The organism is Serratia sp. CY47444 (genome assembly GCF_052168635.1).
In the GTDB taxonomy this organism is placed as follows: Bacteria; Pseudomonadota; Gammaproteobacteria; order Enterobacterales; family Enterobacteriaceae; genus Serratia; species Serratia bockelmannii.
Genome location: NZ_JBJNMH010000016.1, coordinates 84,782 through 97,241 on the forward strand (window position 1 = coordinate 84,782; position 12,460 = coordinate 97,241).

The 12,460-nt window shown below is 56.7% G+C and carries 14 protein-coding genes; all 14 read left to right on the forward strand.

What is annotated here, in order from left to right:
* Window positions 1–3: 3 nt before the first annotated feature.
* The 14 genes from ACJ8IL_RS19055 to ACJ8IL_RS19120 all read left to right on the forward strand — a co-directional run bounded on the left by ACJ8IL_RS19055 (window position 4) and on the right by ACJ8IL_RS19120 (window position 12,415).
* Window positions 4–2,043 (forward strand): DNA topoisomerase 3, encoded by a 2,040-nt coding sequence (locus ACJ8IL_RS19055; protein WP_197784809.1) that lies wholly within the window; start codon window positions 4–6, stop codon window positions 2,041–2,043.
* Between the two features lie 675 nt (window positions 2,044–2,718).
* Window positions 2,719–3,186, forward strand: a complete 468-nt coding sequence (locus ACJ8IL_RS19060) for an STY4534 family ICE replication protein (RefSeq protein ID WP_060558277.1) — start codon at window positions 2,719–2,721, stop codon at window positions 3,184–3,186.
* Between the two features lie 72 nt (window positions 3,187–3,258).
* Window positions 3,259–3,744: a single-stranded DNA-binding protein gene (locus ACJ8IL_RS19065; RefSeq protein ID WP_197847222.1), complete on the forward strand. Its 486-nt coding sequence runs from the start codon at window positions 3,259–3,261 to the stop codon at window positions 3,742–3,744.
* Window positions 3,745–3,822: 78 nt separating this feature from the next.
* Window positions 3,823–4,263, forward strand: a complete 441-nt coding sequence (locus tag ACJ8IL_RS19070) for a DUF29 domain-containing protein (protein ID WP_099784035.1) — start codon at window positions 3,823–3,825, stop codon at window positions 4,261–4,263.
* 146 nt (window positions 4,264–4,409) lie between these two features.
* Window positions 4,410–5,054 carry a PFGI-1 class ICE element type IV pilus protein PilL2 gene (gene pilL2, locus ACJ8IL_RS19075; protein ID WP_442516742.1) on the forward strand — a complete coding sequence of 215 codons (645 nt, stop codon included), beginning with the start codon at window positions 4,410–4,412 and terminating at the stop codon, window positions 5,052–5,054.
* Window positions 5,051–5,794 (forward strand): hypothetical protein, encoded by a 744-nt coding sequence (locus ACJ8IL_RS19080; protein WP_442516743.1) that lies wholly within the window; start codon window positions 5,051–5,053, stop codon window positions 5,792–5,794. Before pilL2 ends, ACJ8IL_RS19080 begins: the two co-directional genes overlap by 4 nt.
* A 10-nt stretch (window positions 5,795–5,804) precedes the next feature.
* On the forward strand, window positions 5,805–6,515 hold the full coding sequence (locus ACJ8IL_RS19085) for a TIGR03759 family integrating conjugative element protein (RefSeq protein ID WP_442516744.1): 711 nt from the start codon (window positions 5,805–5,807) through the stop codon (window positions 6,513–6,515).
* Window positions 6,494–7,186 (forward strand): transglycosylase SLT domain-containing protein, encoded by a 693-nt coding sequence (locus ACJ8IL_RS19090; protein WP_100395925.1) that lies wholly within the window; start codon window positions 6,494–6,496, stop codon window positions 7,184–7,186. The genes ACJ8IL_RS19085 and ACJ8IL_RS19090 overlap by 22 nt, the downstream gene beginning before the upstream one ends.
* Window positions 7,187–7,188: 2 nt before the next feature.
* Entirely contained in the window at window positions 7,189–7,713 is a 525-nt protein-coding gene (locus ACJ8IL_RS19095; protein ID WP_100395926.1) for an integrating conjugative element protein, read from the forward strand.
* Window positions 7,710–8,336: a restriction endonuclease gene (locus tag ACJ8IL_RS19100; RefSeq protein ID WP_099784047.1), complete on the forward strand. Its 627-nt coding sequence runs from the start codon at window positions 7,710–7,712 to the stop codon at window positions 8,334–8,336. The genes ACJ8IL_RS19095 and ACJ8IL_RS19100 overlap by 4 nt, the downstream gene beginning before the upstream one ends.
* Window positions 8,329–10,443, forward strand: coding sequence for a type IV conjugative transfer system coupling protein TraD (gene traD, locus ACJ8IL_RS19105; RefSeq protein WP_100395927.1), 2,115 nt, complete (start codon window positions 8,329–8,331; stop codon window positions 10,441–10,443). The genes ACJ8IL_RS19100 and traD overlap by 8 nt, the downstream gene beginning before the upstream one ends.
* Window positions 10,424–11,182 carry a TIGR03747 family integrating conjugative element membrane protein gene (locus tag ACJ8IL_RS19110; RefSeq protein ID WP_084827547.1) on the forward strand — a complete coding sequence of 253 codons (759 nt, stop codon included), beginning with the start codon at window positions 10,424–10,426 and terminating at the stop codon, window positions 11,180–11,182. Before traD ends, ACJ8IL_RS19110 begins: the two co-directional genes overlap by 20 nt.
* A 661-nt stretch (window positions 11,183–11,843) precedes the next feature.
* Window positions 11,844–12,173, forward strand: a complete 330-nt coding sequence (locus tag ACJ8IL_RS19115; protein WP_442516745.1) for an integrative conjugative element protein, RAQPRD family — start codon at window positions 11,844–11,846, stop codon at window positions 12,171–12,173.
* Window positions 12,173–12,415 carry a TIGR03758 family integrating conjugative element protein gene (locus ACJ8IL_RS19120; protein WP_084827549.1) on the forward strand — a complete coding sequence of 81 codons (243 nt, stop codon included), beginning with the start codon at window positions 12,173–12,175 and terminating at the stop codon, window positions 12,413–12,415. The genes ACJ8IL_RS19115 and ACJ8IL_RS19120 overlap by 1 nt, the downstream gene beginning before the upstream one ends.
* Window positions 12,416–12,460: the final 45 nt, after the last annotated feature.

Genomic DNA, 12,460 nt, shown 5'->3' on the forward strand with positions numbered 1-12,460 from the left:
CTGATGCAGCTCTACCTGTGTGAGAAACCCAGCCAGGGTAAAGATATCGGCGCCATTCTCGGGGCGACCCAGCGTAAGCAGGGCTATCTGGCGGGCGCCGGCGTCATCGTGACATGGGCCATCGGGCACCTGCTGGAGCAGGCTCAGCCAGAGACCTACGGTGAACAGTTCGGTAACCCCTGGCGGGAGTCTGTGCTGCCTATCGTGCCTGCTCAGTGGAAAATGACGGTAAAAAAAGACACTGCCGAGCAGTTTGCGGTCATCCGTGGGTTGCTCAAACAGGTTGATTCTGTAGTGATTGCGACCGATGCGGATCGTGAGGGGGAAGTAATCGCACGCGAATTACTGGAGCATTGCCACTTTACTGGCCCGGTCCAACGGCTCTGGTTGTCTGCGCTGGACGAGGCCAGTATCCGGCATGCGCTGGCAAACAAACTCCCTGGCGAGAAGACAGCACCCCTGTATGAGGCCGGCCTGGCACGCGCCCGGGCTGACTGGATGACGGGGATGAACCTGACCCGACTTTATACTCTAAAGGCGCGGGAACAGGGATACGGCGAGGTGTTGTCGATCGGGCGGGTACAGACCCCCACGCTGGCGCTGGTCGTGAACCGTGACCGCGAAATCGCCAACTTTATTTCCAAGCCGTACTGGCAAGTCAGGGCGAACCTGCAAAAGGATGGCATTACTTTTCCTGCGAACTGGGTGCCGGCTGCCAACTACTGTGATGAAGAGAAGCGCTGTATTCAGCAGAATGTGGCGCAGGCCGTGGTGCAGCTGTGTCAGCAAACAGGTCATGCCGTTGTGCTTGAGGTAGGGACCGAGCGCAAGAAAGAGTCCGCGCCGCTGGCCTTTGACCTGGGGACGCTGCAGCAGGCTTGCTCACGCAAGTGGGGGATGAGCGCAAACCAGGTGCTGAGTATCGCGCAGTCGCTGTATGAAACGCACAAGGCGACCACATATCCCCGGACAGATTGCGGCTATCTGCCGACATCGATGCGGGAAGAGGTTGCCGATGTGCTGAGTGCGGTTACCCGCACGGATCCAACGCAGAGCGAAAGTGTGGCCAGGCTCGACAGGGCCTTTGTTTCCCGCATCTGGAACGACAAAAAAATCACGGCGCACCATGGGATTATCCCGACTAAGCAGCCGTTCGATTTGAGCAAGCTGTCTGCCGATGAGCTGAAGGTCTATCAGCTGATCCGTCAGCATTACCTGGCACAGTTTCTGCCGTTACATGAAGTGGATGTGACTGAGGTTACCTTTAATATCGGCGGGCAACTGTTCCGCACCCGTGGCAAGGTCGAGGCGGTGGTAGGTTGGAAAGCTCTGTTCCAGCATGACGCGAGCGAGGTGAAAGAGGAGTCGGCGGACACGGATGATGTCCGGCTGCCGGCGCTGGTAAAAGGTGAATCCGTCGCGGTTGCCGGCGCGGAGCTTAAAACGCTGCAGACGAAGCCCCCGGGGCATTTTACTGACGGGACACTGATCGCCGCCATGAAAAATGCTGCGGCGTTCGTCAGTGACCCGCAACTGAAGAAGGTGCTGAAAGAGAACGCGGGGCTGGGTACTGAAGCGACACGTGCCGGTATCCTGGAAACGCTGTTTAAACGCGGCTACCTGGAGAAGAAGGGAAAAATCCTGCTTTCCACGCCGATTGCCGGCGAACTGATAGATGCGTTACCGACCGCGCTGACCAACCCCGGGATGACGGCGCTGTGGGAGCAGGCGCTGGACGAGATTGCCCAGGGGCAGATGACACTCGAGACGTTCATGAGCCGCCAGGCACAGTGGACGGGCCATCTGGTGGAGAAAGGGAAGACGCAGGCGGTGAAGTTCACTGCGCCTCCTTCACCGCCGTGCCCGACATGCGGTGGGACGATGCGCCGGCGCGCAGGCAAGAAAGGTGGCGGTGCCTTCTGGGGCTGCAGTAATTACCCCACTTGCCAGGGCATTATCAACATTGATGCAAAAGGTGGTCGTAAGGCAAAGCGCTATAAAGCAAAATCACCGGCTAAAAATAAAACAACCGGTGCGGAGTAAGAGATTGCCTGATGTTAATGTTAGGAAGATTTGCTAAGGTTATCTGGCTTTCTTGCAGAATGCATAGGTACCCCGTAACTGCGGTGGTGGGAAAATTCTTCCATGGTTTTTTTCTGCTTCAGTTCGGTCAGCGGCCTCCACACTCAGGTTGGCTGTCAAGACGCATGCAACTCCGTGAAAAACGCGTCGGGAGACTAGGTTCCTCCCCGGAGTTTGACAGAATTTACTGAAGGTTCAGGTACCGGCCGTGCGGCGTTGATTTTCGGATCAACGCCGTTTTTATTTTATGGTTCTCAAAACGGAATATTGCGGTTGACACTCTCGATGCTTGCATTAAAAATGAACAGGCTTACTTGTTGTCTCCGGACAACCAGCCAATGCTTCAGCACTCTGTGAGAAGCGCCTTCGGGTGAGTGCCAGCCAAAGTTTCAGCGGTCTGTGAGAAACGCCCTCGGGTGACTGCCAATAGCCTCGTAGCCTGAAAGAGGAAGCCCACGTGGCGGTAACACCGTTTAGCCTTTGAGAACGGGGATCACTTAGCGGTGATGAAGGTCCATTTCACAATCAAGACAGTCTGCACTGACGTACGACTTTGCAGACTCCCGACGGGAAACACTTTCCCGTCGGGAAGGTGTATTTCTCCGTCACCGAATCTTTACTCCTGGAGAAAACATCATGTCTACCCAATCTCAGCAAGCATCTACTAAAACTGAATACTTCAACCTGACTATCAAGGGCATGGGGTACCTCAGCAACATTCGTCAAGTCAATGGCCCGAATGGCACCTTTATCAGCTGTGTCGTCAATGGACTCTCCGGTCCTACCGATAACGCCAGTTACACGCGTTTCGATGTAACGGTCGCCGGTAAAGAAGCCAGCAGCCTGATCAACCGCTGTCAAAAATCGGTTGATGAAGACAAAAAGGTCCTGATTGGTTTTGTGCTCAGCAATCCCAAGACGGACATCTTCACGCTCAACAGCGGCGAACATGCCGGTGAACAGCGCGTCAGCCTCAAAGCCCGCCTTATCAAGGTCGATTGGATCAAAATCGGTCAGGAAAAGGTATATCAGGCTGAGAAATCCGACTCTACGCCGCCTCAGCAAGGTTCCGCACAGCAACAATACGCGGAAAACTCTTTCTGATAACGCCCTTTACGCCTCGATTTTTCGGGGCGTTTTTCCCTTTCTAACTCTATTCCCTATGAGGATTTGATTATGGCGTCTCGCGGCGTAAACAAAGTCATACTTGTCGGTCACCTTGGCCAGGATCCTGAAGTCCGTTACATGTCAAATGGTGGTGCGGTTGCCACCCTGTCGCTTGCGACCTCCGAGACCTGGCGTGATAAACAATCCGGCGAACAGAAAGAAAAAACCGAATGGCACCGTGTGGTGCTGTTTGGCAAACTCGCTGAAATTGCCGGCGAATACTTGCGTAAAGGTTCGCAGGTCTATATTGAAGGCGCTTTGCGCACGCGTAAATGGGCAGATCAGAGCGGCCAGGATCGTTACACTACTGAGGTAGTCGTTAACGTGGGCGGCACGATGCAGATGCTGGGTGGTCGTAGTCAGACCGATAACCCGGGGCCCTCAGCGTCTGGTAGTTGGGGGCAACCTCAGCAACCGACCCACAGTGGTACACCCCCTCAGGCGTCTGCCGGCAATGAACCGCCGATGGACTTTGATGATGACATCCCATTTTGACCTGGATGGCATTCATTGACATACTGCACATAGCGTCTGCTGTGTGCAGTTTTTCTATCTACTATACCGGAGGCTCCCATGGGAACTCGTTACGATACCGACGTGGTCGCCTGGGCGAATGAACAGGCGGCGTTACTGCGTGCCGGTAAACTTAGCCAACTGGATATTGAAAATATTGCCGAGGAGATTGAGGACGTGGGCAAGAGTGAAAAGCGCGAACTGGCCAGCCGGATGGCGGTTTTACTGGCTCACCTTCTGAAGTGGCAATTTCAACCTACTCACCGTGGTACAAGTTGGGAACTGACGATCAAGGGGCAACGCGGTTTGATTGAGCGCCGTTTAAAGAAAACCCCCAGTCTGAAAGTTGCTATGGTCGATCGGGAGTGGTTGGAAGATACTTGGTTTGATGCTTTGGCTATAGCATCAAAAGAAACGGGGATCGGTCTGGATAAATTACCCGCTTCTTGCATTTGGACTACAGAACAGATCCTGAACCAGGATTATTACCCAGAACCCTAATTTGGGTTCGTTAGCATGATTCGATAACGCTGACCTTCGGGTTGGCGTTTTTTTTTGATTAGCAATAAAGAGTTGTTAATTGAGCCTCCTGGACGGTAACCGCACAGTGACACCTGCCAATTGTCACTGAACAGGAAATCTTCCGGATGAAAAAAACAATTCTCGTCTCTTCCCTGGCAGCACTCATGCTGACCGGGTGCGTTACTCAGCAGCCACTGCAGCAGCGCGATATTTCCCCTGTCACGCCTTCGGTTACCGTCACTCGCAACGTTCAACCGGTCAGCCCGGATGCTTACGGGCAGGTGCCGGAGGTCGTGCGCTACGACCGTTATTTACTGGTCAGCACCGACCCGGCGGCCGTTCAGCGTGATCCGCTCTCGCAAATCATCGATATTCGTATTCCGGCATCAGTAAAACCGACGGTGGCTGACGCGTTGCGTTATGCGCTGCGCCAGTCGGGCTATTCACTGTGCGCGACTGGACCGGCAAACGGCGTGCTGTACCGGCAGGCGTTGCCGGCGGTGCAGTACCAACTGGGACCGATGCGTTTGCGTACCGCGCTGCAGGTACTGGCAGGCCCCGCGTGGCAGCTTGAGGTAGACGACGTGCAACGTGTTGTCTGCCACAGCCTGCGTGACGGGTATCAGTTGCCGGCGACACAGCTGTCGCCAGTGACGGTGGCGCCGGCCAGGGCGGTTTCAGCACCGGTTTCAGCGCATCCTGCTGCGACGGTCATTGCACCTCAGCCCGTTAACGCCGTACCGACAACCGGCGGGTGGCTGAAAAAATGACTGAGCATAATGACGAAATGATGCCGATGACACCGGCAAAAATAGGGTTGCTACGCAGCAAGACCTTCTGGGGGGCAACGGCCGGCGTCGTTGTTGTCCTGGTGGCTGGACTCGTCGGCTCAGGGGCTATCAGGCATGTCGACCAGCGTATTGCCCTGCTTGAGCAGGCACAGAAAGCACTGGCGCCGCAGGATGGCATGAACTCTATGGCCGATGAGCTTCAGGCGCATGCTAAACAGCTTAAAAGCCTGGCTGAGCGTCAGGATTCGCTCACGCGGCAGATTGGGGTGCTGACGTTAACCACCGGGCTGCCGGAAAAACTTGAGCAGCAACTGCAGGCTCAACAGGTTGAGTTAAATGCGCTGAAAGACAGCATTGAGTCCGTGAAAAAGTCAGCGACTGAAAAGCCTGTACCGACTGTAGCCTCCTCAACGGACGTCCCCGCTGCACCTTCAGCGACCGCCAAAATCACCCCAAAGCACAAGCCCACGCCAATTAAACCCTCCCCGCGTAATGCGGTACCTCGTGTGGCGCGCAAAGCGCCATTCGTGCTGACCGGGGTGGAGCAGCGCGGTACGTCGGCCTTTGCGGCTGTGGCGCCGCTGGGGTTCAGCGATTTGTCGCAGGTGCGGTTAATCGGGGAAGGGGAGTCGGTCGCCGGCTGGATCCTGGTCAGTGCCGGTTACGGGCAGGCGACGTTTCGTGTGAACGGCCGCCTGCAGACCGTCAGCGCCCAATAAGGAGAGCGTGATGAAACTGAAATACAGCGTAATTTCCCTGATGCTGCTGAGCCCATTATCACAGGCGGCGCAGCAAACGGCCATCGAGAACAGCCAGTCTACCCTGAGTGAGATTCAGCAGAGCCAGGCGAACAAGACGGCGCAGCAGGGCAGGCAGTGGGGCCTCAGTGGGGAAGAGTATCAGCGTTATCAGCAGTTGATGGATGGCCCTCGCGGGACGCAGTCTCCGGGGCTTGATCCGTTAACTGCCCTTGGCATCGAGGCTCAGAGCGATGCCGAGCGTAAAAAATACGCCGAGCTGTGGGTAAAGCAGGAGTTCGCCCGCACAGAGAAAGAACTCAAGTTCCAGCGTGAGGTGGATGCGGCCTGGCAGCGCCTTGGTGTGTTGCCGGTGAACATGGGGAATGCGGCCGGTATCGCACATGACACCGGCGGGCGACTGGCGCTGTTCGTGAAAGCGAAGGACTGCGGGCAGTGCGATGCACGCCTGGCGGCGGTGCTGGCAGATAACCGGCCGGTCGACATTTACCTGGTTGACAGCAAGGGTAATGACAGTCTGCTGCGCGAGTGGGCTCGGGCGCATCACATTCCCGTCGACAAGGTGCGCGCACGTCAAATTACGCTCAATCATGACGGTGGCCGCTGGATGAAATTCGGCAACGGCCTGATGCCGGTGGTGCTGCAACAAGGGGAAAACGGATGGACACTCGCCGCGTTCTGACCCGGGGGCTGTTGCCCCTGCTTGCCTTCCTCACCGTTGTGAGCGGTGGCGTCGTACATGCTGCCACCCAGCAGGTGCCTTCCGGTTACCGGGAGGTGGCGCTGCGTCACGGGGTGCCGCCGGAGTCCCTGTATTCGGTGGCGCTGGCTGAGACATCGATGGCGCCGAAAAGCATCATCTCGGTGACTCGCGGGGCCGGCCCGGCCCCGGATGTGGAGCGTCCCTGGCCCTGGACCATTAACGTGGCCGGCAAAGGGTATCGGTACGCCAGCCGCCTGCAGGCCTGGGAAGCACTGCAGCGCTTTTTGAAAACACATCCTCGCAAGCGCATCGATGTCGGGATTGCCCAGGTCAATCTGGGCTGGAACGGCCATCACTTCACGTCGACCTGGGAGGCGTTTGACCCTTACACCAACCTCAACGCGGCAGCGGCCATCCTGCGGGAATGCTATGACCGCAATCCCGGAAGCTGGCTGGTTGCCGCCGGGTGTTATCACCATCCCGCCGGCGGCGCCCCGGCAGCCCGGTATAAATCCATCGTGAGTGGCAAGCTGGCACGCCTGAACGGCAGGGGGTCTGCTCCGGTTCGGGTGACCAGTACAACCCCCACGGCTACGGTGTTACCGGCACAAACGGCGGCGCTGACCTGGATTGAACCACGGAACCCATAATTATGAAAAAAGTGAATTTTCTGCTGTTCGGCCTGAGTCTGGTGACCACCACGGCATTGGCCAACCTGAATGTCATCGCTGATATCGGTGGCGATGACGTATCACCTTATTTTGAGGGGATTAATCGGCAGGGTGACGCGGCAGCGCCGCCGGTCATGCCGCAAGCCCCTGTATCTGCTGATGAAGTTGAAGTGGCCGTATTGCCGGTGACGACACCGGAACTGACCCCGGGTGTGGTAGCGGCGCGCCCGCTGCAACTGCCCGGGATTGGTGCGCTGTTTATTGTGGGTGATGACGATGCCAGCCGACTCTGGCTGCAGGCGAATGCGGAACAACTCAAATCCCGGCATGCTGCGGGCCTCGTCGTTAACGTCAGCAACCTGCCTGCCCTGCAGGCGCTGCGTGAGCTGGCACCGGGGGTGCCGATGGCGCCGGCCTCCGGCAGTGAGTTGGCGCGCCGGCTGCAGCTGTCGAATTACCCGGTACTCATCACTGATATCGGTTTGTTCCAGCAGGTCACACCATGATATCGGCGCAACACATCACCGCAGCACTGATGGTGAACCCTGTGCTGACGGTTGTGCTGATCGTGCTGTTTGTTGCTGTCATGATTGGGCTGAACAGCCGTGGTCGGGAGACAGCCAGCCGTCGGCGCCATCGCCGACATCAGGCGACGGCCACGCGGGTGCTGGCGCGCTTACCGTTACTGGGCGGTGATGGCCAGCGTCTGGCCTACCTACGCAAAATCAACCCCTATGTATTCGAAGAGCTGTTGCTCCTGGCCTTTGAGCGCCAGGGGTATGCAGTTATCCGCAATACCTCCTACAGCGGCGACGGTGGCCTGGACGGTCAGGTCATTATCGAAGGCAAGACCTACCTCATCCAGGCCAAGCGTTACGGCCGGACGATCACACCGTCCCATATCACGAGTTTTGGTGCGTTGCTGCGAGATCACCATTGTGACGGTTTTTTCATTCATACCGGCCGTACCGGTCAACTGAGCCGGGTGTTGTTGCAGAACCATCCCCACGTCCACCTGGTCAGTGGCCGAAAGCTGCTTGCGTTGCTTGCCGGCAATACAGAGTGGCTGCTTTTTTTAACCGTGAATTCGGTCACCAACCCGAATGATAAGGAAGGTCGTCATGAGTAATCGTCATGTGATGGAAGCGCTGCTGCGCCCGGCGGTAGAATTGAATACCGCGATCGTTGCCGGTGCTGCGGCTGCGATTTGTTTTGTTGCTCCCTGGTCGGTCGCCCTGGCGCCGTCAGTGAGTTATGTCACCGCCGGCGGGTTTGCAGTGCTGTCCGCAGTACGAGCACGGCAGGGCCTGCGGGTGGTCCGTTATCGCCGTAATCTGCGTCGGTTACCGCGTTATGTCATGGAAAGCCGACAGATCCCGGTGAGCCGGCAGCGGCTGTTCCTGGGGAAGGGATTTCGTTGGCAGCAAAAGCACACCCAGCGCCTGATGGATACCCGCCGTCCGGAGGTGGAGAAATACGTCCAGCCGCCGCAGTTGTACCAGATGGCGCGCCGTCTGGAGCTCAAAACCGAATACACCCTGCCGTGGTTGTCCCAACTGCTGCGCAAGGACTCCCCGCTGAACCCGGTGCGGCCGTTGCCACCGGTTGGAGGAAACCCGGCCATTCACGGCATTGAACCCGATGAGCTTGATGTCTCGATGGCGCTGGGCGAACGTGTGGGCCACAGCCTGGTGCTGGGCACTACCCGCGTAGGCAAGACCCGCCTGGCAGAGCTGCTTATCACCCAGGATATACGCCGTGGCGATATCACCATTGTGTTTGATCCAAAAGGGGATGCGGACCTGCTGCGGCGTGTCTGGGCTGAAGCCCACCGTGCCGGTCGCGGGGATGAGCTGTTCATCTTCCATCTGGGCTGGCCGGATATCTCGGCACGCTATAACGCCGTTGGGCGTTTTGAACGCGTCTCTGAGGTCGCTGGCCGTATCTCCGGGCAGTTGAGCGGGGAGGGCAACAGTGCGGCGTTCCGTGAGTTTGCCTGGCGATTCGTCAATATTGTAGCGCGTGCCCTGGTCGCACTGGGTCAGCGTCCGGACTATCAGTTGATCACCCGTTACGTGAACAACATCAGCGAGCTGTATGAGACCTACGCAAAGAAAGTGATTGAAGCGCGTATGCCGGCGCTGCAGCAACAAATCGACAACAGCCTGCAGGTGCTGACGGAGGACGATGTGCCGCGCAATATGCAGGGCCAGCCGAACGCGATAAAAATCATGGCGGTGGAAATGGCGCTGAGTTCCGAGGCCGGCAAGCAGCTGTATGACCCCATTCTCGATGGCCTGCGGTCAGCCGTCCGTTATGACCGTACTTACTTCGATAAAATTGTGGCGTCACTGCTGCCGTTGCTGGAAAAACTCACCACCGGCAAGACCGCCGAGCTCCTGGCACCGAACTATATGGATATGAGCGACCCGAGGCCCATTTTTGACTGGGAACAAGTTATCCGCAAGCGCGGTATTGTCTACGTGGGGTTAGATGCCTTGTCGGACGGGGTGGTCGCCTCTGCCGTTGGCAACAGCATGTTTGCCGATCTGGTGTCGGTGGCCGGCCATATCTACAAACACGGTATGCACGGCGGGCTGCCAACCCGCGCTGACGGCAAGCTGCCGATCAACCTGCATTGTGACGAGTTCAACGAGTTAATGGGCGATGAATTCATTCCGCTTATCAACAAAGGCGGCGGCGCCGGTATGCAGGTGACGGCCTATACGCAAACCGAGTCGGATATCGAGGCGCGCATCGGCAGTACCGCGAAGGCGGCTCAGGTGACGGGGAACTTCAATACCCTGATTATGCTGCGCGTGCGTGAGAACCGGACCGCACAGTTGCTGACAACACAGCTCCCGGAGGTCGATATTTACACCAAAACCCTGGTATCAGGGCATGCCGATACGGCCGATGTGGAGAAGGGACAGGATTTTACTTCCAATACCCAGGACCGCGTCGGTACTGTGAAAGCCCCTCTGCTTGCCCCGGCGGACGTGATTAACCTCCCGAAAGGGCAGGCGTTCGCGCTACTGGAAGGTGGTCAACTGTGGAAAATTCGGATGCCACTGCCCTGCGGTGACAGGGATGATGCTTTGATGCCGGCCAACCTGCAGAAGATTGCCGAGGAGATGCAGCGCAACTACCGTACCAGCGAGTCCTGGTGGTCTGCCAGCACGGTAATGCCTGATGCGGTTATGAAAGGGGGGCTGAATGTCGCAAGCGGTGAATAATCAACCTCAGCAGCCCGTACAACCCCGTAAGCATGGGCTGTTTTACAACGTGCTTTGGGGCTGGCCCTGGATGCTGATCGGGATGTTCCTGGCTTCGCTTTTGGTGAGCCTGGTGATCGAATATGTCGGGATGGCATTTTTCTGGTCAGAGCTTGGCGCATCGCACAGTGAAGCGGTGATGAACACCGAGTTGGGGTACCTGTCCTCTGAATTTACACGCAGCCTGCTGCTGTCTGAACCGTCAGTGACCGTCACTCGTTGGATCATGATGGCGTATCAATGGACCTTCGTGGACAGTGGCTTTTTGGACTGGATTAAGCAGGCGTATGACACCCAGGTACACAGTCAGAATGCGGTTGCCAGGGAACTGAACAGCTGGAGTGGTTGGCTGGCTACCACGCTTAAAGAGTACCTGATGGCGACGGTGTACGTCACCGTCATCACCCTGGTACGTGTGACCATTTTGGTGCTGTCCATCCCGCTGTTTATCCTGGTGATGCTGGTCGCGCTGACCGAGGGGCTGGGGCGACGTGATATTCGGCGCTACGGTGCCGGCTATGAGTCGAGTTTTGTGTACCACCATGCCAAGCGGATGGTGAAGCCGGCGGTGTATATCCCCTGCATGCTGTACCTGTCATGGCCAACGGCGGTATACCCCAATCTGCTGTTGTTGCCGGCTGCTATTCTGCTCGGCATTGCGGTAACGGTAACGACAGCCTCCTTTAAAAAGTATCTCTAGAGCGAAAACTCGAGCTGGACGGCGGCGTACAAAACTGGCTTTTGTGCGCTGCCGTCAGCAGACAAGCCGCTGTGCGGCGCGGCAGTATTTCCAGGCTTAAAAACCATCAAAACTTCATAACGAGTTACCTGCTGTCCTTCTTGTTCGAACCATTTATTGTCTTCTGAATGTCCCCTAAATATTTTTGTGGCTCTGCAATTTAATCGAAAACGAGGTGTTGAATGAATCTGTATATTTGCGCTGTTATTGCTCTTGAGGCTGTTATTCTAGCCACACTGCTTAAACCTATTTTAGAGAAAGCCCCTCCGGAAAACCGTGTTCAACGTTGGTTACGTGTCCTGCAAGTACTTGCGATCTTGTGTATTGGGGGATCTATGTTCCTTTTCAGTGTCGTGATGCATTTATGAGGTCGGGCTGATTCTGATACTGGTATTACTGCCGTTGGTGTTACCAACGGTGCAAACTGATACCCCCTTCTCTTATTGCTGCTGATGTACAAAATAGGCCTTTGTACAACAATAGTGTCTGCAGACCGCTTATTTAGCTTCATGCGCTTCCCCTGGCTAAAAATTATCAAAATTCTATAAAGAGTTATCCGCTGACCTCCCGCCCCATCTGTCGCACCCTGAGAGCACCCTAAATCATCAAGGAGTGCTTGTGTATGCCTATCCCCGTTGTTCGTGGTCTCGGTGCCGCCTGTTTGCTGGGGCTGACTTTGCTGACCGCACTGCCTGCCTTTGCCGCTGAAAAAGATGAGCTGGCCTCTGCCCAGCGCATGCTGATTCAGGTGCAGGCAGCACTTGAACGTGCGCGTGTTGCCGCCGTTCAGGCTGACCCGTCGGAGCGCGGTCGTTTCTTCTTCGACTATGCCCGCGCTACCGCCGATCTCAAAACCATCAATTCCGGCATTGACCGCTATCTGGAACCCTCGCGTGCCCAACCACGTGATGGCAGTGCGGTGGCCGGCAACTACCGTCGGGAGCGCCCCTGATGGCCATGACCGGTGCGCAGGAGCAGGCCTTCAAGGCGGCCAGCGGCGGTGTTGAAGTCAATATTCTGTCGCTGATTTGCATCGGTGGGTTACTGGCGGTGCTGTTTGTCTGGGCGGCCTGGGCTTTGGTTGATGTTTACCAGGGCTGGAGCAACGAAAAAGTACGCAATGGGGCGTTGGTTCACTTCGTCATCAAAACCGTGCTGTTGCTGGTTGTTTCAATCTGGATGTTTGCCAGCTGACCTGTAAGAGGCGCAAGAGGCGCTGGACCGTATTTCACGATGTTA